Raw genomic sequence first — 20329 nt, 5'->3', positions numbered from 1 at the left:
CGCCAGTCCTTCACGGCATCAGCCGACCACACCGTCGAAGAAGATCTTCCATTGCCCGTTCTGCTCACGCCAGTACTGGCGCTTGAGGCGGGCGCGCTCGTCCTGGGCGCTCTGCTCACGGTAGGTGACGATGAGCACCGGCTCCGCATGCTGGCCCGGCAGCACGCTCAGGCGCTCCAGCGATTGCACCGGCAGCTCCTGGCGGGCCATGCGCGCCAGATTCGTTTCCAGCTTGTCGCTGCTGCTGTCCGAGCCGCGTTGCAGCCCCGGTTCGTAGAGCTGGCGAAGGGTGGCGGCATCTTGGCGCAAGCGGGCCTGCTGCCATTGCTCGAAGGCCGACTCGAAACCGGCATCCAGCGCCGGCGGGCTGCTGACGCTGCTTTTCTTGACCCAGCGGATCTTGTCCATCACCAGCACCGGCGTCTCGCGCGGCGTCACGGTTTCGGCCAGCAGGCGCATCTCGTCATTGCTGAGCACGATGCAGCCGTCGGTGGACTGCGGGCTGCGCGCGTAATTGCCGGCGCGCTCGCCATGCAGCCAGATGCTGGTGCCGCCGCGGCCGGCCAGGCGGTCGATCTCGTTGGGGTAGTTCAGCGGCAGGGCGGCGGCGCCGTAGCGCGAGGCCGCCTCGTCGCGGCGCAGGCCCACGTAGTAGGTGCCCAGCGGCGTGCGCTGGTCGCCTTCGACCAGCTTGCCGGTGCCCAGCTTGCCGATCGAGATGTAGCTGTCGCGCACCAGGCGCACGCCCTGTGCGCTGTTTTCGAACAGATACAGCCGGGCGCGGCTGGTGTCCACCATGATGGCGTGGCGCACGCTGGGCGAGAGTCCGAACATCTGCTCGGGCAGGGCGTCTTGCGGCGGCCGCTCGACCAGGGCGGCCAGGCGCAGGCGCGCCTCGGTGCGCAGCAGCGCCGCCGGGTCCGAGCTCTTGGCGCCACCGGCCGCGGCCAGCTGGCGCTCGACCGCCTCGCCCTGGCCGCTGCGGGCCAGCAACAAGGTGCCGTAAACCATTTGCGCCAGAGCGAAATCGGGCTGCCGGCGCACCAGCTGCTCCACCAGGGCAAAGGCCTGGCCTTCTTCGCCGCGGGCCAGCAGCTGGTAGGTCTGGATCAGCTGGCCTTCGGGCGTTTGTCCGTCGATCTGGGCCGTCAGCAGGTCGGGCGTCTTGCTGGGCGAGGGGCTTCCGATCTTGCTGTTGGCGCTCTTGCCGCTCAGCGCCGACGGTACGCTCAACTCCACCCGCGCCGAGACAAAACCGACGGCGCCGATGGCGCCCAGCACCGCAGCGGCCAGGCCGGCGATCAGCAGGGGGCGGCGGCGGCCGGCGCGACGGCGCCGGGAGGACAGGCGCTCGGCCAGGCGGTCAAGATCGGAATTCGGAGCCGGCATGGGACAGCAGATTCGCAACAGTGCGGACGGAAATAACGGGGCGCAAGAGGAGGGGCAGGGCGATGTGGCTTCAGACCGGGATCAGCGGTTGGTCTCGTCCGAAATCTGCCAGCGCCCGTTGCGGCCGCGGTTCAGGGTGAAGCTCTTGCCGCTCTTCACGCTCAGGGCGTCGGAGTTGTAGTCCTGGCGCAGGCTGACCGTGGCCTTGTCGCCGCTGACCTTGACCTTGATGTCGCTGAGCGTGACCTTGATGCTCTTCTTGCTGGTGATGCGGTCGCGGCGCTCCTGCTCCCAGGCCTTGCGGCTGGGCGATTTGCCCTTGAAGTCGGGCGCGTAGGCGGCGTAGTAGCCGTTCATGTCACGCGAGCTCCAGGCCTTGGCCCAGGCCAGCATGGTGTTCTCGACCGCCTGGCGGTCGGCAGCGGCGCTGTTCTCGGCCTTGCTCGCTTCAGGCTTGGCGGCGGGCGCAGGCGCTGGCTTGGCGGTCGGTGTCGGAGTAGGCGCCACGACGGCCGGGGCCGGAGCAGGGGCTGGCGCGGCGACCGCAGGTGCTGGTGCAGGCTTGGCCGCCGGCGCAGGGCTTGGTGCTGCAGCAGGTGCTGGCGCTGGAGCCGGAGTCGATGCGGGAGCAGGAGCGGGTGCAGGCGCAGGTGTCGCGGCCGGTGCTGTGCTGGGCTTGGGCGCCTTGCGCGGGTCCACGCTCGATTCAAAGATGTTCTGCACCACGGCCAGCTTCAGCGGCAGCACGCCGTCGTTCTTGTCCAGGGCCAGGGCTTTCTTGTAAGCCTGGCCGGCCAGGCGGGCATAGACATCGCCGAGGTTCTGGAAGGCGGTCGCGTAGGCCGGGTTGGTGCGGATGGCCAGCTCCAGGGCCTGGCGGGCTTTTTCATACTCGCCCTGGTTGCCGTAGAGCACGGCCAGGTTGTTGTAGGGGCCGGGTAGCTCGGGGTGGGTCTCGATCAGCTTCTGGAACACGCCGATGGCTTCGGCATTGCGGTTCAGCAGCGAGAGCGCAATGCCGCGTTGCAGGCGCAGGCGCGGGTCCTCGGGCTTGGCGGCCAGCAGCTGATCGACTTTTTTCAAGCCCTCGGCGGCCTTGCCGGCGGCCAGGATGGCCTGCACCTCGCTGACCTCGTCGGCGCGAGCGGGACCGGTGCTCATCAAACCCAGCGACAGGGCCAGCAGGCTGGCCAGTACGGTCGGGCGGAACGCGGTGCGTGTCACGGACAAGAGCTTGGAGGAGGGCATGGTCGCGGCCGAGTGGGAATTGGCGCCGATTGTAGTGGGCCGACCCCGGCGTCGCCCGGGCCGGCTGGCACCGGAACTACCCGGGTTTCCCGGCCTTGCTGGGGCTCTTGACCCAGGGGGTGCATGCTAGAGTCAGTCGCAGTTTCTGCTGGAGGCCCAGCAGCCTTGAACCGCCCTGGTGTGCATGCTGCATAACGTTGATTTTCACGAACGGATGTTCCCTCGGGCTCGCGGCCTGGCGCTGCCGGTGCTGTGCTTGCTGGCGCTGGCCGCCGGCCCCAGCCGGGCGCTGGACATCAGTCCGCCGCGTCTGCATTCGGCCCTGGGTCAGCCGCTGGAAGTGCAGATCGGCCTGCGCCTGAGTCCCGGCGACAAGATCAGCAAGACCCTGACCGACCCCTGCTTCAAGGTCGAGTTGAGCGTCGGTGAGCGCACGCTCAAGACCGCCGAGTTCATGCGTGCCATCGATTGGCAGGCGGCCGACGGCAGCATCCAGATGCGCTTGCACACCGCCGCGCCCGTGACCGAACCCCTGGTGCAGCTCAGCCTGGGCTGCCCACGCCAGCAATTCAGCCTGATGCTGGATCCTGCCCTGGCCTTGCCGCCAACGGCGGCCGGCCCGCTGCAGCCGGCGCCCGAGCGCGCGGCCGCTGGCCAATCGCCGGCCAAAGCCTCGGCACCGGCGCGGGGCCATCGCGGCGGCCCTGCCTTGCGCCTGGATGCCTCACTGTCCGAGCGTGCCCCTGACACACCCGCCGCCGCCGCCGGCGCCGGCGCCGACTGGTTTGCCCCGCTGGCCGGCATTCGTCTCTTGCTGGCCCTGGATGTCGGTGGCCCCGAAGGCGCCACGCCCGAGACCCATCCCGGTGTCGAAGGCCCGCGGCCCGATCGCATCAAGCAGGCCGAGGCGCAGTTCCTCGCTTTGCAGAACGAGCAAAGGCAGTTGCAGGCCGAGATGGCCCAGCTCAGCAGCGAGTTGCTGGCCCGTGAGCAGCGCCGTGCCGCTGGCCAGGCGCAATCCACCGGCTGGCTGATCGGCCTGGCCGCCCTGGCGCTGCTGGCGGGGGCGGCGGCCTGGTTCTGGCAGCGCCGCCAGGCCACGGGTCAAGGCTGAGCGAGACCGGCGTCGCCGCCGGACGCAAGACCCCAGAAAAAGGGCTCCCGCGGGAGCCCTTTGCTTTGCTCGCTGCTAGCGGCTGCTGCAATCAGGCCTGGGCCTGGCTGCGGCGGCGCGAGAACAGGCCGATGGCGCCCAGGCCGGCCAGCATCAGGGCGACGCTGGCGGGCTCCGGCACCGGGGTGGTCGGCACGAAGGGCTCGTAGCCCAGCTCCAGGCGGCCGTTCGGGCCGGCGCTCAGGGAGTTGGCGATCAGGGTGCCCTCCAGGTGGCCGCTGCCGATCACATCCGCCTTCACGGCCAGCACGCTGCCGTTGATGAAGCTGGCCACGTTCAGGCTGGTGGCGTTGCTGAAGTTGTAGAGGATGCGGTCGCGGTGCTGGGCCAGCGCATCGCTGGAGTTGACCTGGTGGCCGCCGTAGTCACCGCTGAGCACCACATTGCTGAGCGTGCTGTTGATGATCACATGGGCGCCGGCCTTGACGTTCTCGAGCGTGATGGTGGTGGCCAGCGAGGTGTTGCCGAGGTTGAAGACCTGCGGGTTGTCGCTGCCGTCGCCGGTCAGCTTGAGGCCGCCCGAGCCGGGCAGGGCCTGGAAGCTGCCGTTGGCGCTTAGGCTGGCGAGCTGGGTGGACAGGCTGCTCAGCTGGGTCTTGGCGGCGCCGAAGTCCAGGTAGCTGGCGTTCTGTACGGCGCTGCCGTACTGCCAGTCGCGGGCCGTCAGGCTGCTGCCGTAGACGATCTGGCCGAAGTTCAGGGCGCCCGGCACCCAGCTGGCTTCGGACGGGCCGATGCCGGCATTGGTGTCGATGTCGGTGTTGGGGCCGTTGTAGACGGTGCCGGCCGGTCCGCCCGAGCTGTTGGTCAGCGACACGCCGCCCTTGACCACCAGGCTGGGCTGGGTGGAGCCGTAGGCATTGCGATAGCCGATGTCGAAGCCGCCGGTCAGGTTGCCGCCGACCGCCAGGCGGCCTTCCACATCCGAAGCCGCGTTGACATTGCCGAAGAAGAAACCGCTGTAGCCGCTGGCCGGGCCCAGGTCGATCACCGAGGCTTGTGCCGAACCGGCCATCAGCAGCAGGGTCGCCACGGCAGATACCAGTTTGATTCCGCTGATTGTGCGGAGGCTGTTTGTTTTCATCATGAATCCCTTGGGTAAGAACGGCGTGCAGGCAGGGAAATGCCTGCGCTGCAGCCGGCGGGATTCTAGAAATAACGCGCTATTTACTCACCCCCGGTTTGAGGGATGTGGTTTTATATTGGTATTCTGTTTGGCGCATGGCTGGCGTCACAATTTTGACTGCTGCATGCGCTGGGACAGGGCTTCGGCGCTCTCCTTGCGCTCGCTGTAGCGGTCCACCAGGCAGGGGCCGATGTCTCGGGTCAGCAGGGTGAATTTGTAGAGCTCTTCCATCACATCGACGACACGGTCGTAGTAGCTGGAGGGCTTCATGCGGCCTTGCTCGTCGAACTCCTGCCAGGCCTTGGCCACCGAGCTCTGGTTGGGGATGGTCAGCATGCGCATCCAGCGGCCCAGCACGCGCAGCTGGTTCACCGCGTTGAAGCTTTGCGAGCCGCCGCTGACCTGCATCACCGCCAGGGTCTTGCCCTGGGTCGGGCGCACGGCGCCGCTGCTCAGGGGGATCCAGTCGACCTGCGCCTTCATCACGCCCGTCATGGCGCCGTGGCGCTCGGGGCTGCTCCAGACCATGCCCTCGCTCCACAGCACCAGCTCGCGCAGCTCCTGCACCTTGGGGTGGCTGTCGCTGCTGTCGTCCGGCAAGGGCAGGCCGCTCGGATTGAAGAATCGCACTTCGCCGCCCATGGCTTGCAGCAAGCGGCCGGCCTCTTCGGCCAGCAAGCGGCTGAAGGAGCGCTCACGCAGCGAGCCGTAGAGGATCAGAAAGCGCGGTGCATGCGTGCTGAGCTGGGCAGGGCGCAGGGCTTCGAGACTGGGGCGCTGGAACAGCTGTGTGTCCAGAGCTGGGAAGTCTTCGGGCTTGATGGGAAGAGCGTCAGTCATGGCGTGTGGGTCGAGGTGAGAGCGCGTGGTAGGAGCGCATGGTGCAGCGCCAGACCCAGCCCGGCGCCCAGCAGCTCGGCCAGCACAAAGCCGGGCGCGCTGGCCGGGGCGATGCCGGCAAAGCTGTCGCTGAACATGCGGCCGAACACGGCGGCGGGGTTGGCAAATGAGGTGGAAGCGGTGAACCAGTAGGCCGCGCCGATATAGGCCGCCACCAGGGATGAGGCCCGGCCTGCCGGCGCGCGCAGGATCACCAGCAGCAGGCCGGCGGTGGCGATGCCCTCGGCCAGCCATTGCGCCGGGCCGGCGCGCAGCTTGGCCGAGGTCTGCAGCAAGGGCAGCTCGAACATCGCGTGGGCCGCCCAGGCGCCGAGTAGCGCACCGAGCAACTGGGCGGCGATGAAGGGCGCCAGACTGGGCCAGGGCAGTTCGCGGCGCCAGGCCATCACCAGGGACACGGCCGGGTTGAAATGGGCGCCGCTGATGGGGCCGAAAACCTCGATCAGCACATAAAGCCCGCCCACGGTGGCGGCCGTGTTGGCCAGCAGGGCGAGGGCGACATTGCCGCCGGCCAGGCGCTCGGCCATGATGCCGGATCCGATGACGATGGCCAGCAACAGGGCCGTGCCCAGGGCTTCGGCCAGCAGTTGTTGAGATGACAAGCGATGGTGCATGGTGAACAAGGCCCCCGCCGACTCAGCTGCGCGCAATGGCTTGCAGGGCCGCGGCCAGCTCGGCGCCGCGCAGGTGCTCCAGCGGCAGGGCCAGCAGCTGCAGCATGCGGTAGGCAATTGCCTGGCGGGTCAGCTCGAAAGCGCGGCGCTTGCCCTCCTCGCCGCCCTCGGCGTTCGACGGGTCGGGGTAGCCCCAGTGCACCTTCACTGGTTGTTGTTCGCCGCCGGAGAAGAACACCGGGCAGGTTTCGGCCGCGGCGCTGTCACAGACGGTGATGACGATGGACAGCGGCGGCGCCTCCGGGCCCGTGAACTCGTCCCAGCTCTTGCTGCGGTAGCCCGCGACATCGACGCCGGCATTCGTCAAGGCTTCCAGCGCGAAGGGGTTGAGCCGGCCGCTGGGCGCGCTGCCGGCGCTGTGCGCGCGTACATCCCGGCCGAGCTTTTGCGCCCAATGATTGAGCATGCCTTCGCTGAGTACGCTGCGTGCGGAGTTGTGGGTGCAGAGGATGAGGACGTGGGTGGTCATGGCTTGGGTGAAAAGGTGAAAAGGTGAAAAGGTGAAAAGGTGAAAAGGTGAAAAGGTGAAAAGGTGAACAGGTGAACAGGTGAACAGGTGAACAGGTGAATGGGTGAATCGTGAGTCGTGAGTCGTGAGGGGGCGGCTTGAGTTCACCCGTTCACCTGTTCACCTTCCCCAACTCAGCAGCCGCAGTCCAGCGGCTTGGGCTGCAGGCAGTCCTGGCCTTGGCAGCAGTTCTCGCTGAGGTAGGCCAGCAGGCTGTTCATCTGCGCAAAGTCGGCGCGGTAGACCAGATTGCGGCCCAGTCGCTCCTGGCTGAGCAGGCCGGCGTTGCTGAGTTCCTTGAGGTGAAACGACAGGGTGGCTGCCGGCAGGCCCAGGGCTTCGGCCAGGGCACCGGGCGTGAGGCCGTCCAGCCCGGCGACCACCAGCAGGCGAAAGATGCGCAGGCGGTGGCTTTGGGCCAAGGCGGCGAGGGCGCGGATGACGTGTTCTTCAGGCATGACATTAATTATTCCATATCTATGGAATTATCGAAACGTAAAAGCCCGCGATGCGCTTGACTCTGGACTCACTCCAGGGTTTCCAATGCAAGCCATGGACACACGCGCCCCTTCTGCTTCCCGCTCCGCGACTCATGGTCATGCCCACAGCCATGACCATGACCATGAACACGGTCATGCCCAAGCCCCGGCCACGCCGGCCGCCCACGGCGACTGCTGCGGCCATGCCTGCGAGACGGCCGAGCCGGTGTTGCCTCCGGCTGCGCCCGCAGCGCTGGCCGGCTACACCCGCTACCGCATCGCCAGCATGGACTGCGCGGTGGAGCAGGCCGAGATCCGCGCGGTGCTGGAGCCGCTGGCTGGCATCGAAGCGCTGCGTTTCGATCTGCCGCAGCGCCAGCTGGCCCTGAAAGCGCCGGAGCCTGTGCAGGCCCAGGCCCTGGCTGTCATCCGCCGCCTCGGCTACGAGCCGCAGCTTTTGTCCCAGGATGCCGATCCGGGCGCTGCCGCAGCCGAAGGCCTGGGTGCGGGCATCTCGCGTCTGATCGCCTCCTTGCTGGCGGCCTTGGGCGCCGAAGCCCTGGCCTTTTTCGCGCCGGACACGCTGCCCTGGCAGATCGCCTCCATGGCTCTGGCCCTGGCGGCCATCGGCTTGGCCGGGCTGGAGACCTACAAAAAAGGCCTGGCGGCGCTGCGCGTCGGCCGCCTCAACATCAATGCCTTGATGGCCGTGGCCGTCACCGGCGCTTTTGTCATCGGCCAATGGCCCGAGGCGGCCATGGTGATGGCGCTGTACGCCCTGGCCGAGCTGATCGAGGCGCGCGCCGTGGACCGTGCGCGTCATGCCATCCAAAGCCTGCTGGCCCTGGCGCCCGAGGATGCCGAAGTGCTGCAGGCCGATGGCCAGTGGCGGCGCCTGCCCAGTGGCGAGGTGGCCTTGGGCTCGACCGTGCGCCTGAAGCCGGGCGAGCGCGTGCCTCTGGACGGCCGCGTGCTGCGCGGCCAGAGCGCGGTGGACCAGGCCCCGGTCACGGGCGAGAGCCTGCCGGTGGACAAGCGGGCCGGCGATGCGCTTTTTGCGGGCACCATCAACCAGACCGCAGCGCTGGAATTTGAAGTCACGGCCCTGGCGGCCGACAGCACCCTGGCCCGCATCATTCACGCGGTGGAAGAGGCGCAGTCCAGCCGCGCGCCGACGCAGCGTTTTGTCGATCGCTTTGCGACCATCTACACCCCGGCGGTCTTTGTGCTGGCGCTGGCAGTGGCTCTCTTGATGCCCTGGCTGGCCGGCTGGACCTGGCTGCAATCGGTCTACAAAGCCCTGGTGCTGCTGGTGATTGCGTGCCCCTGCGCCCTGGTGATCTCGACGCCGGTGACGGTGGTCAGCGGCTTGGCCGCGGCGGCGCGGCGCGGCATCCTGATCAAGGGCGGGGTCTATCTGGAAGAGGCCCGCAAGCTCAAGGTGGTGGCGCTCGACAAGACCGGCACCCTGACCGAAGGCCGGCCGGTGCTGACGCACTTTGAGCTGCTGCGCCCCGCCGCCGAGTTGGCGCGTGTGCAGGCCTGGGCCCAGGCCCTGGCTGCGCGCTCGGACCACCCGGTGTCCAAGGCGATCGCTCAGGGCTTGTCGGCCTCCGTGGTGCCCGAGGTGCAGGGCTTTCGCGCTGAAGCCGGCCGCGGCGTGGCTGCTCAGGTCGAGGGCCAGGCGCTGGTGCTGGCCAACCACCGCTGGATCGAGGAGCGCAGCCAGTGCTCGCCGACGCTGGAGGAGCAGATGGCGCGGCATGAGCAGGCCGGCTGCAGCGTCAGCCTGCTGGCCGATGCCGGCGGCGTGCTGGCCTTGTGCGCCGTGGCCGACACGGTCAAACCTTCCAGCCGCCAGGCCGTGGCCGACCTGATCGCCCTGGGCCTGACCCCGGTCATGCTTTCTGGCGACAACCCGCGCACCGCCCAGGCGATCGCGGCCCAGCTGGGCATCACCGAGCTGCGCGCCAATCTGCTGCCCGAGGACAAGCTGGCCGCCATCACCGAGCTGCAGGCCCGCCTGGGCCCCACGGCCATGGTCGGCGACGGCATCAACGACGCGCCGGCCCTGGCCCGCGCCGACATCGGTTTTGCCATGGGCGGCGCCGGCACGCACACGGCCATGGAGGCAGCCGATGTGGTGGTGATGAACGACGACCTGTCGCGCCTGCCCGAGACCATTCGCCTTTCGCGCCGCGCCCGCGCCGTGCTCTGGCAGAACATCGCCTTGGCGCTGGGCATCAAGGCGGCTTTTTTGCTGGCCGCCTTGTTCGGCAGCGCGACCATGTGGATGGCGGTGTTCGCCGATATGGGCGCCAGCCTGCTGGTGGTGTTCAACGGCCTGCGCATGCTGCGCTGCACTCGCCGCTGAAATTCAGCGTTTACCCGCATCCGCTTCGCCCCCGCTGGCTATACTGCGCCCGCTTCTGTTCAAGCCTTCTCCATGCGTCGTCTCCTCCTTACCTTGCTGGCACTGTTGATGCTGGCCCAGTCCAGCTGGGCCGCGGCAGCGCTGTGCTGCATCAAGGAGTTCCAGGCCAGCGCCCTGGAGGCGGCCGTGCATCTGCAAGGCCAGGCGCATGCCGAGCCGCGTGAGCCACTCGCCGTCAGTGATGACGGCGATGTCGGCGATGTTGGTGAGGCCAGGGCCCAGGACGTTTGCGCCCTCGGCCACTGCCATTGCAATCATTCGCCCCTGGCCCTGTCGCCCGACGCCGATCTGGATGCCCAGGCCGACGGCGCACAGCGGCGCCCGCCGCCGCGCTGCGCAGCGGCGCGCTCGCACATTCCCGAGGGGCGCGACCGCCCCAACTGGCTGCGCGCCTGAGCGGCGCGTCGTCCAAGACTCTTTTTCCCTTTTGTTTGTCCTCACGCGGCCTGGCCGTGTGAGATGAGTTCGGCCTGAACGCTTCTTTTTCAGGCCCGCCGGACGCTGCGCCGACCACCCGTATGTGCTGTTTTTCCACACAAACCGGAGTGTTCGATGCGAACCCCTTTTTCCAATTCTGTTGGCCCCGTGCCGATGCGGATGACACGCGCCGCGGCGCTGCTGTCGCTCTGCGCCCTGGCGCTGCTGAGCCCGTGCTTGCGGGCGCAAACGCCTGAACCTGCCATCGCGGCGAGCTTGAGCCTGCCGCAAGCCCTGAACCTGGCACTGAGCCACAACCCCGATCTGGCCGCTGCGCGCCTGGAGCTGCAGGCTCAGGAAGCGGCCGAGCAGCAAGCCGGTGTCGGCCCCAACCCCGAGCTCAGCCTGCTGATCGAAGACACGCGCCGTGCCAGCCGCAGCAGCACCGTGCAGTGGAGCCAGGCCCTGGAGCTGGGCGGCAAGCGCGCCGCCCGGGTGGCCGCGGCCGCCCATGCCCGCGAGCAGGCGGCCGTGGGCTTGCTGGCGCGGCAGGCCGAGCTGCAGGCCGCTGTCAGCACGGCGTTTTTTGAACTGCTGGCAGCGCAGGAGCAGCAGCGCCTGAGCGAATCGGCCATGCAGCTGGCCGAGCGCAGCGTGCAGGCGGTACAGCTGCGCCTGCAGGCCGGCAAGGTGGCGCCGCTGGAATTGCACAAGGCGCAGGTCGCCGCCGGCACCGTGCGTGCGGACCTGGCCCAGGCGCGCAGTGAGCTGAACCTGGCCCGCCAGCGCCTGGCGGCGCTCTGGGGCGGCGCCGAGGCTCGCTTCGATCGCGCCGAGGGCCAGGCCGAGCAGATGCCGCCAAGCAGCGCCGAAGCCGCGCCCAGCAGCACGGCGCTCGATGAAGCGCCGGCCCTGCGCCTGGCTCGCCTGGACATCGCCCGCCGCCAGGCCCTGACGGCCGGCGAGCGCGCCAAGCGCGTGCCAGATGTAACCGTCAGCCTGGGCGCCAAGCGTGAGGCAGAAACAGGGCGAAGCATGGCCGTGGTCGGCCTGTCTCTGCCTTTGCCGCTGCGCGATCGCAACGAGGGCAATCTGCTCGAAGCGCTGAAGCGCGAGGAGCAGGCGCGCGAGCAACTGGCCGCTGCGCAGGTGCGCCTGCGCTTGGACCTGGCGCAAGCCCAGGAGCGCCTGCGCCAGACCCGCCTGCAGCAGCTGAGCCTGCGCGAGCAGCAGCTGCCGCTGGCGCAGACGGCGTTTGACACCGCGCTGCGCGGCTACGAGCTGGGCAAGTTCGCTTTCATTGATGTGCTCGATGCCCAGCGCAGCCTGTTCCAGCTGCGCCAGCAAGCCCTGCGCCAGAGCGCCGAAGCCTGGCGCGCCGCCGCCGAGATCGCCCGGCTTTTGGGTTTGCCGCCTTTCACCGAGCAGCCCGCCACCCAACAAGACACCACATCATGATGAAGAAGAGCAACACTCCCACTGAAGCTACAAATCCCAGCCCGGCAGCGCGCCCCAAGAAGCAGGCCCTGGCCGTGGCCATGGTGCTGGCCCTGGGCCTGGCCGGCGGCTGGGCCATCCTGCGCGGCGGGCCGGCCGTGGCCGGGGCTGACGCCCATGCGCACGGCGAAGGTGAGGCGCCCCACGAAGAGGCGCCCTCTGTGGCGGCCCCGCCCGTGGTGGCCGCCTCGGCCCCTGCTGTGGCGGCCAGCTCCGCCGACGGCGGCGAAGAATTCGTCGAGCTCAGCGACGAGCAGCTGCAGCGCCAGGCCATCCGCCTGGAAGCCGCCGGGCCGGCCAAGCTGGCCCGCAGCCTGGAGCTGCTGGGCGAGGTCAAGCTGAACCAGGACCGCAGCGTGCTGGTGACGCCGCGCCTGGCCGGCCAGGTCGAGGCGGTGCGCGTCAGCGCCGGGGACCGGGTGCAGGCCGGCCAGGTGCTTGCCGTCATCTCCAGCCAGGCCCTGGCTGACCAGCGCAGCGAGCTGTTGGCCGCGCAAAAGCGCCTGGCCCTGGCGCGCGGCGTCTACGAGCGCGAGAAGAAGCTCTGGGAAGAAAAGATCAGTGCCGAGCAGGACTATTTGCAAGCCCGCCAGGCCTTCCAGGAGGCGGAGATCACCGCCGAAAACGCGCGCCAGAAGCTGCAAGCCCTGGGCGCTGGCGCGGCGGCCAGCGGCACCGCGGGCCTGACCCGTTACGAGGTCCGTGCGCCCATGGCCGGCGTGGTGGTCGAGAAAAAGATCAGCGTCGGCGAGGTGCTCAAGGACGATGCGCCCATCTTCCAGCTGGCCGATCTGGGCACGCTGTGGGTGGAGCTGAGCCTGCCGGTGCAGGCCCTGGGCCAGCTGCAGATCGGCGCGCGCGGCCGCATCCAGGGTGCGCCGGCCAGCGAGCCGGCGCTGACGCTGAGCCATATCGGCAGCACCGTGGCCGAGCAAAGCCGCAGCGCCATGGCCCGCTTGCTGCTGCCCAACCCGCGCGGCCAGTGGCGGCCGGGCCAGCCGGTGACGGTGGCGCTGCAAACCGGCCAAACGGGCGCCTCGGCTGAGGTGACGGTGCCGGTGGCAGTGCGCAACGAAGCGCTGCAAAGCCGCGAAGGCCGCGACGAGGTCTATGTGCGCGAAGGCCAGCGCATGGTGGCCCGCGCTGTGCGCCTGGGCCGCAGCGACGACCGCCACACCGAGGTGCTGCAAGGCCTGAGCGCCGGGGAGCGCTATGCCTCGGCCAACAGTTTTGTCGTCAAGGCCGATCTGGGCAAGTCGGCTGCGGCCCACGCGCATTGAAAAAGAGCGAGAGGACGCAAACCATCATGTTTGAAAAACTCATACGAGCCGCCATCGCCCAGCGCTGGGCGGTGATGCTGGGCGTGCTGGCCATGGCGCTGTGGGGCTTGTACAGCCTGCAGCGCCTGCCCATCGACGCCGTGCCGGACATCACCAATGTCCAGGTGCAGATCAACACCGAGGCGCCGGGCTACTCGCCGCTGGAATCCGAGCAGCGCGTCAGCTTCCCCATCGAGACGGCCATGGCCGGCCTGCCGAATCTGGAACAGACGCGTTCGCTCTCGCGCTACGGCCTGTCCCAGGTGACCGTGGTGTTCAAGGACGGCACCGACATCTACTTCGCCCGTCAGCTGGTGAACGAGCGCATCCAGCAGGCGCGTGGCCAGCTGCCGGCCGGCCTGGCGCCGGCCCTCGGCCCCATCGCCACCGGCCTCGGTGAAATCTATATGTGGACGGTGGAGGCCAAGCCTGATGCGCGACGGCCGGATGGCCAGGCCTACACGCTCAGCGATCTGCGCGAGATCCAGGACTGGATCGTCAAGCCGCAGCTGCGCACCGTGCCCGGCGTGACCGAGATCAACACCATCGGCGGCCATGCCAAGGAGTACCTGGTGGCGCCCCGGCCCGAACTGCTGGTGGCCCATGGCCTGAGCCTGGTCGAGCTGGTGCAGGCGCTGGAGCGCAACAACAGCAATGTCGGCGCCGGCTATATCGAGCGGCGCGGTGAGCAGTATTTGATCCGCGCGCCGGGTCAGCTGGGCTCGATCGAGGACATCGCCAACACGGTGATCCAGACCCGCCAGGGCCTGCCGCTGCGCGTGCGCGATGTGGCCGAGGTGGGTCTGGGCCAGGAGCTGCGCAGCGGCGCGGCCACCGAGAACGGCCGCGAGGTGGTGCTGGGCACGGTCTTCATGCTGATGGGCGAGAACAGCCGCGTGGTCGCGCGCGCGGTAGATCTCAAGCTGAAAGAGATCGCCCGCAGCCTGCCCGAGGGCGTGATCGTGCAGACGGTCTACGACCGCACCGTGCTGATCGACAAGGCGATAGCCACCGTCAAGAGCAATCTCTTCGAGGGCGCGCTGCTGGTGGTGGCCGTGCTCTTTCTCTTCCTCGGCAATCTGCGCGCGGCCCTGATCACGGCGGCGGTGATTCCGCTGGCCATGCTGTTCACCTTCAGCGGCATGGTGGCCAATCGCGTCAGCGCCAATCTGATGAGCTTGGGCGCGCTGGACTTCGGCATCATCATCGACGGCGCCGTGGTCATCGTTGAGAACTGCGTGCGCCGCCTGGCCCATGCCCAGGCCCTGGCCGGCCGACGCTTGAGCCGCAGCGAGCGCTTTGCCGAGGTGTTTGCCGCCGCGCGCGAGGCGCGCCGGCCGCTACTCTACGGCCAGCTCATCATCATGGTGGTCTACCTGCCGATCTTTGCCCTCAGTGGTGTGGAGGGCAAGATGTTCCATCCCATGGCCTTCACCGTGGTGGCGGCCCTGGCCGGCGCCATGATCTTGTCGCTGACCTTTGTGCCGGCGGCCGTGGCCTTGTTCATCGGCGAGCATGTGGCCGAAAAGGAAAACCGCCTGATGGGCTGGGCTCGCCGCGGCTATGCGCCGGCCTTGGACTGGGCCTTGCTGAACAAGCCCCTGGTGCTGGCGCTGGCGGCAGTGTCAGTGAGCCTGAGCGGCCTGATGCTCAGCCGCATGGGCAGCGAATTCGTGCCCAGCCTGGATGAGGGCGATATTGCCCTGCATGCTTTGCGCATTCCGGGCACCAGCCTGAGTCAATCGGTGGCCATGCAGGCCGAGCTGGAGCGGGTGATCCAGACCTTCCCCGAGGTGCAGCGCGTCTACGCCAAGCTGGGCACGGCCGAGATCGCCACCGACCCCATGCCGCCCAATGTGGCCGACACCTTTGTCATGCTCAAGCCGCGCGCCCAGTGGCCCGACCCCAAGCGGCCCACGGCCGACCTGGTGGCGGCGCTGCAGGCGGCCGTGGCCCAGGTGCCGGGGCAGAACTACGAGTTCACCCAGCCCATCCAGATGCGCTTCAACGAGCTGATCTCGGGCGTGCGCAGCGATGTGGCCGTCAAGGTGTTTGGCGACGAGATGGCGGTGATGGAGCGCAGCGCCGAGGCCATCGCGGCCGTGCTGCAGCGCATCCCCGGTGCGGCCGACGTCAAGGTCGAACAGACCACCGGCCTGCCCATGCTCAGCCTGCAGTTGGACCGCGCCAAGCTGGCCCGCCTGGGCCTGAGCGTGGCCGAGGTGCAGGAGAGCGCGGCCATCGCCATCGGCGGCCAGGAGGCGGGCACCCTGTTTGAGGGCGACCGCCGCTTCGACATCCTCGTGCGCCTGCCCGAGACCCTGCGCAGCGATGTCGAGGCGCTCAAGCGCTTGCCGCTGCGTTTGCCATCTACTGGAGGCAATGCCTCGCCAGCCTACGTGACTCTGGGTGAGGTGGCCCAGTTCGACATGGCGCCGGGCCCCAACCAGCTCAGCCGTGAGCAAGGCAAACGCCGCGTGGTCGTGACGGCCAATGTGCGCGGACGCGATATCGGCTCCTTTGTGGCCGAGGCGCAAGCCCGGCTGCAGGCCGAGGTCAAGATCCCGCCGGGCTACTGGACCCAGTGGGGCGGCACCTTCGAGCAGCTGCAGTCTGCCAGCCAGCGCCTGAAGATCGTCGTGCCCCTGGCCCTGAGCCTGGTCTTTTTGCTGCTGTTCGCCATGTTCCGCGACCTCAAGGACGGCCTGCTGGTCTTCACCGGCGTGCCCTTTGCGCTCAGCGGCGGCATTGCGGCGCTGTGGCTGCGCGACATCCCGCTGTCCATCTCGGCCGGTGTGGGCTTCATCGCCCTGTCCGGCGTGGCGGTGCTCAACGGCCTGGTGATGATTGCCTACATCCGCAGCCTGCGCGAAGAGCAAGGCATGGCTCTGGATGATGCCGTGCGCGAAGGCGCGCTCACTCGCCTGCGCCCAGTGCTGATGACGGCCCTGGTCGCCTCGCTCGGCTTCGTGCCCATGGCCTTGGCCGTGGGCACCGGCGCCGAGGTCCAGCGCCCGCTGGCCACGGTGGTGATCGGCGGCATTCTGTCCTCGACGGCGCTGACCTTGCTGGTGCTGCCGGTGCTGTATCGCTGGGTGCATGGGCGATGGGCTGCGCGCCAGAACTTGGCGCACAGCGCACAAGCGCACGAAGAGCAACAGTTGCAAGCAAACGCAAGTGCCGCTGACATCCGCGCTTAGGCCTGGCCGCTGCAAATGCTAGGCTTGCCGCCGCCGCCGCTGTTCGCTCGACTGGGCCATGCCGCCCCTTCGGGTGATGGCCAAGGGGCGCGGCGGCGGGCAAGCTGCACAGCTTCGATCGACGCAACAGACAAGAAGGAAGGGGAGGGTGCGATGCGCAAGATGGTTGCCATGCCGGCAGGCGAGATGTGGCTGGACGTGGTCGAGGGCGAGGTGGTCTCGCAGCAGAAATGGAGCGAGACCCATGTGCGAGGCTCCGGCGGCGGCGGGTACATCAACCAGGGTTCCGGTCATATCGCGAGCACACAGATCACCAGCTCGACCTCGGAGCAGCTGGAGTTCTGGGTCAAGAGCGACGACGGCAAGGAGACCGCCTTTCGCCTGTCCGATGTCGACATGGCCGTGCGCCCGGGGCAGCGTATGCGGATTGCCAGCGGGGCCAAGGCAGGTGCCAGGCAGAGCACGGTGCTGCTGGCCAAGAACTTCGCCAGCGGCGAGACCCATGGCCTGGTGTCCAACTGGCTGCACTGGGCTCTGTCGGCCGGTCTGTTGCGCCGCCCGCTCTGGTATCGCCTGCTCACCACCTGGCTGGCCCTGGGTCTGGCCCTGCTGGCCACCCTGACCTGGGTGCACATCAACAAAGATACCGCGGCCAACCAGGCGCTCGAAGCCTTGCTCGCCCCCGAACGCGGCGCGCCCTTGCCGCTGCTGCAGCTGAGCCAGACAGTGCTGGGCGATGCCATCGCCGGTGTTGGTGATGTGACGCGCGAGATCCAGCGCGCGATGGCGGCCGGCACAGAGAGCGCTCAGGGCAAGTTGGTGTCCAACCTGATGCTCTTGGTCGCCTGTGTGCTGGGCCTGTGGCTGACCTCGGCCCTGGCCCTCAAAGCCGCCGGCCGCCTGATCCTCGGTCTGACCTGGAACCGCCGCGCCGCCCGCAAGGTCCGCGAGCGCGTGCTGGCGGCCTTCGAGTGAGTCAGTCCTGAGGGACAGCTGGTCGAAGGGGGTGGGGGGGGGGGGCTGCGGCGCTTTCTTCCAGCCGCTTCACGAGTGCTGATCCGGAAAAGAGAAAAGCCTTGCAAGTCGTCGACTTGCAAGGCTTCCAATTTGGTGGCGCTTCAGGGACTAACCCCGAGCAGGCCTATCCAGCGCAAAAACTTGTTGATAATCAATGACTTGGAGTCGCTGCCGGGAATTCAGCGCCTCAGGGAAATGGACCCCGGGAGTGGACCCCCGCAACCCAGTTGATGCCTGATTGTATCTGTGTGGATCGAGCGCCCGCTATCGGTCTTTCGTTCGGGCCGCCGAGTGCGCCAACCCCATCGGCGATAGTAGACCCGCGCAAGCAAAGCTTCCTCGATGCGGCGCGTCATTGACCACCCGCTCGGCCTCGTTGGCAGTACGCGCTGGAAACGATGATCGCCAGAGGGTGGTTAGGCGGGCTCGCTGCGTCGCGCACCTCCTGAAAGGCGTCCGACATGACGGGCTGTGCCGCAACTCTGGGAGCGTGGAAAGGTGTAGCAACTGCTTTGGCAACAGATCCTGTTAGCTGTGCAGGTTTACCCGACGCGGTGAACATTTCGTCCGGCGGCTCATCATCGGCTGCGACCGGAGTCGCTTCTGGCTTCATGCCGATCACGATGCACTGAATCGGCCGTAGAAGTTAATATCTCGACGTTGTAACCAGTTCAGCGAAGCGCGGGCGCGGGGGGCTGGCAATTTAGTCCGAAGCCGATAGGTCGGCCTGAGAACAACAGGCAGCCGCCGGCGGTCAGCTATAGGGAAGGTATTGGCGATGTTTCTCACCCGAATCGCGTTGCGGAACGTCCGCTCCATCGAGTCCTTGGCGTTGGAGTTCGGTACAGGAAGCAGCGGTACTCGGCGATGGACACTTCTGCTTGGCGAAAACGGATGTGGCAAGAGCTCGGTGCTCAGGGCTATTGCACTCCTCCTGGCCGGCAGCGATGCCCTGCCCGACGTGCTGGGGGAGCCTGATGCCTGGATCCGCAACGGTGCCAAGCAGTGCTCGATTGAGGGTAGTCTAGTTACGGCCAAAGGTGAGACGCGGGAGATCAAGCTGGTTATCAACCGCGGAGATGGACTGAAGACGATATTCGAGCGCAATAGCAGTTCGCTCGAGGCCCTTGACTCTGCAATCGTGCATGCGGATCGGAACTATTTTTTCCTCGGATACGGAGTCTCGCGACGACCTCCGGTCGCCAAATTTCATTCAAGATTCCCTGAAGAGCGGTCTCGATCGCCGCGTGCACAAGGGATGGCAACCATGTTCTCCGCTGACGCGGCTCTTGTGTCGCTTGAGCAGTGGGCGATGGATCTTGACTACCGCAAAGGCAAGGGAGCCCTTGCCGCGGTCCAGGAAGCCCTGGACAAGCTGCTGCCAGGGATGGCGTTCTCCAAGATTGATCGCCTCCAGAGGCAGATCATGTTCAAGACTGTAGACGGCGACGTTCCGCTGAGCCAACTGTCCGATGGGTACCAGAATATGGCGGCATGGTGCGGCGATCTTCTTTACCGCATCACTGAGACCTTCCCTGACCGCAAGAACCCACTAGGCACTCGTGGAGTGCTCCTCATCGATGAGCTCGACTTGCATCTCCATCCCGTATGGAGGCGCAACCTCGTCGATTTCTTGACCGACATGCTGCCGAACTTCCAGTTCATCGCGACCACCCACTCCGCGCTGACGGCACAGCAATGTGGGGAGGGCGAACTCTACGTCCTCCGGCGCGAAGGAAAAGAGCAACTACCGACCGTCGTCCCCTTTGTGGGTGAGCCGCGCAAGATGATGCTGCATCAGCTCTTGATGAGTCCCATGTTCGGCCTCTCCACGATGGACTCGGTCGAGGTGGAGCAGGCTCGCACCGTCGTTCGTAGGCTGAGCACGAAGACGACGACGCTGACGACGGACGAAAAAGGTGAGCTGCGCAGTAAGCGGCAGGTTCTCGAGTCAGCCGCGAGTTGGGATGCGGTGCCGCACTACGCTAAGGAGCAGACGGCACTCCTGAAGGGCATCAAGGCGTCGTTGGTCAAAAACGGCAAGGCCCCCGTGGTGTCGAGCAAGAAGCTCAAGGCGACGGCCAAAATGCTGGGGGCAAAAGAATGATTCAGATCCAGCGTACGCGGACGGCCGCAGATGTGAAGGGGTTTACTGGAGCGCCGCTGCAACAGAAATTGGGAAAGCTCCTTCAGTATTACTACGATGGCGGCGGCACGGTCGACTTTAAGCCCAAGGCTCGCCAGGTGTGGGGTAAGGCAAAGGGGCAACTGAAGAAGGAGTCGTTCAGTAAGTGTGCCTATTGCGAAGCGGACACCGCTGTTGTCGCCCACGGAGATGTCGAGCACTTCCGTCCCAAAAGCGGATACTGGTGGTTGGCCTACTGCTACGACAACTACACTTTCAGCTGCCAAGTCTGTAATCAGTCCTACAAGGGCAATACGTTCAACGTTTTAGGCAAGAAGCTGTCCGCGCCAGGTTTGCCTCCAGTGCTTCCAACGGATCCGGTGAAGCTTGCCAAACTCGTTGCCAGCCTTTGTCCTGATCCCGCTGCCTGCACAGATACTCAGGTGAAGGGGCTCTTTTCGGTCGAGAAGGCTGACCTTGTTCATCCATATGTGGAGGATCCGGAGCGCTACTTTGGATGGAAAGTCATCCCGGCAACCGAGGAAGTATGGCTCGTACCCAAGACATCGTCGGCTCAAGCGAAGCGGGCGACCAAGGCGGCTGAGAATGTACTTGGCCTTAATCGTACCGAACTGCTGCGCCTTCGCTGGAACGACTACGACGAGCTTGAAACGCTCGCCCTCGCTTTGCAAGAGGGCAATTTTTCGGATGCAAAAAAACAGAACCTGCTCAATAGAATTCGACGCCTAGCTGGCAGTGATCGCCCATTTGCAGCGATGCGGCGCCACTTCTTGCGCTCGTGGGGCCTTCTATAGCCGAACA

General features: G+C 67.0%; 16 protein-coding genes. 9 read left to right on the top strand and 7 right to left on the bottom strand.

Annotated elements, in window-relative coordinates:
• Positions 1-18: 18 nt before the first annotated feature.
• Positions 19-1389, bottom strand: coding sequence for a L,D-transpeptidase family protein (locus tag C1O66_RS10820; protein ID WP_102767889.1), 1371 nt, complete (start codon positions 1387-1389; stop codon positions 19-21).
• A gap of 81 nt (positions 1390-1470) precedes the next feature.
• Positions 1471-2613 (bottom strand): YybH family protein, encoded by a 1143-nt coding sequence (locus tag C1O66_RS10815; protein WP_243392771.1) that lies wholly within the window; start codon positions 2611-2613, stop codon positions 1471-1473.
• Between the two features lie 238 nt (positions 2614-2851).
• Between C1O66_RS10815 and C1O66_RS10810 the strand changes: the two genes are divergently transcribed.
• Complete coding sequence (locus C1O66_RS10810) at positions 2852-3751, top strand: type IV pilus assembly protein FimV (protein ID WP_102767888.1); 900 nt, start codon at positions 2852-2854, stop codon at positions 3749-3751.
• Between the two features lie 91 nt (positions 3752-3842).
• On the opposite strand, the gene C1O66_RS10805 is transcribed toward C1O66_RS10810, so the two are convergent.
• From C1O66_RS10805 to C1O66_RS10785, 5 genes are all read right to left on the bottom strand, one after another.
• Positions 3843-4844 carry a choice-of-anchor A family protein gene (locus C1O66_RS10805; RefSeq protein ID WP_165794560.1) on the bottom strand — a complete coding sequence of 334 codons (1002 nt, stop codon included), beginning with the start codon at positions 4842-4844 and terminating at the stop codon, positions 3843-3845.
• Between the two features lie 198 nt (positions 4845-5042).
• Entirely contained in the window at positions 5043-5777 is a 735-nt protein-coding gene (gene arsH, locus C1O66_RS10800; protein ID WP_102767886.1) for an arsenical resistance protein ArsH, read from the bottom strand.
• A complete protein-coding gene (locus tag C1O66_RS10795; protein WP_102769592.1) occupies positions 5774-6451 on the bottom strand; it encodes an aquaporin in 678 nt (225 codons plus the stop codon). The genes arsH and C1O66_RS10795 overlap by 4 nt, the downstream gene beginning before the upstream one ends.
• Positions 6452-6473: 22 nt before the next feature.
• Complete coding sequence (locus C1O66_RS10790; RefSeq protein ID WP_102767885.1) at positions 6474-6980, bottom strand: arsenate reductase ArsC; 507 nt, start codon at positions 6978-6980, stop codon at positions 6474-6476.
• Between the two features lie 173 nt (positions 6981-7153).
• Positions 7154-7477, bottom strand: coding sequence for an ArsR/SmtB family transcription factor (locus tag C1O66_RS10785; protein ID WP_102767884.1), 324 nt, complete (start codon positions 7475-7477; stop codon positions 7154-7156).
• 85 nt (positions 7478-7562) lie between these two features.
• Here C1O66_RS10785 and C1O66_RS10780 point away from each other — a divergent pair, with 85 nt between their 5' ends.
• The 8 genes from C1O66_RS10780 (at position 7563) to C1O66_RS10745 (ending at position 20322) form a co-directional block, all read left to right on the top strand.
• Positions 7563-9872, top strand: coding sequence for a heavy metal translocating P-type ATPase (locus C1O66_RS10780; RefSeq protein ID WP_394341025.1), 2310 nt, complete (start codon positions 7563-7565; stop codon positions 9870-9872).
• A gap of 72 nt (positions 9873-9944) precedes the next feature.
• Positions 9945-10328, top strand: coding sequence for a hypothetical protein (locus C1O66_RS10775; RefSeq protein WP_133155172.1), 384 nt, complete (start codon positions 9945-9947; stop codon positions 10326-10328).
• A gap of 195 nt (positions 10329-10523) precedes the next feature.
• The gene (locus tag C1O66_RS10770) at positions 10524-11807 is read left to right on the top strand and encodes a TolC family protein (protein WP_102767882.1); all 1284 of its coding nucleotides are present in this window, start codon (positions 10524-10526) and stop codon (positions 11805-11807) included.
• Positions 11804-13126 carry an efflux RND transporter periplasmic adaptor subunit gene (locus tag C1O66_RS10765; RefSeq protein WP_102767881.1) on the top strand — a complete coding sequence of 441 codons (1323 nt, stop codon included), beginning with the start codon at positions 11804-11806 and terminating at the stop codon, positions 13124-13126. The genes C1O66_RS10770 and C1O66_RS10765 overlap by 4 nt, the downstream gene beginning before the upstream one ends.
• Positions 13127-13152: 26 nt before the next feature.
• A complete protein-coding gene (locus C1O66_RS10760; RefSeq protein WP_102767880.1) occupies positions 13153-16365 on the top strand; it encodes an efflux RND transporter permease subunit in 3213 nt (1070 codons plus the stop codon).
• A 153-nt stretch (positions 16366-16518) separates the two neighbouring features.
• On the top strand, positions 16519-17340 hold the full coding sequence (locus C1O66_RS10755; protein ID WP_102767879.1) for a hypothetical protein: 822 nt from the start codon (positions 16519-16521) through the stop codon (positions 17338-17340).
• 820 nt (positions 17341-18160) lie between these two features.
• Positions 18161-19489, top strand: a complete 1329-nt coding sequence (locus tag C1O66_RS10750; protein WP_102767878.1) for an AAA family ATPase — start codon at positions 18161-18163, stop codon at positions 19487-19489.
• A complete protein-coding gene (locus C1O66_RS10745) occupies positions 19486-20322 on the top strand; it encodes an HNH endonuclease family protein (RefSeq protein ID WP_102767877.1) in 837 nt (278 codons plus the stop codon). Before C1O66_RS10750 ends, C1O66_RS10745 begins: the two co-directional genes overlap by 4 nt.
• Positions 20323-20329: the final 7 nt, after the last annotated feature.

The sequence above is a fragment of the Paucibacter aquatile genome (assembly GCF_002885975.1).
GTDB classification, from domain to species: domain Bacteria; phylum Pseudomonadota; class Gammaproteobacteria; order Burkholderiales; family Burkholderiaceae_C; genus Paucibacter_A; species Paucibacter_A aquatilis.
Note: the sequence above shows the minus strand (reverse complement) of the source record. Positions and strands in the feature narration are given on the sequence as shown.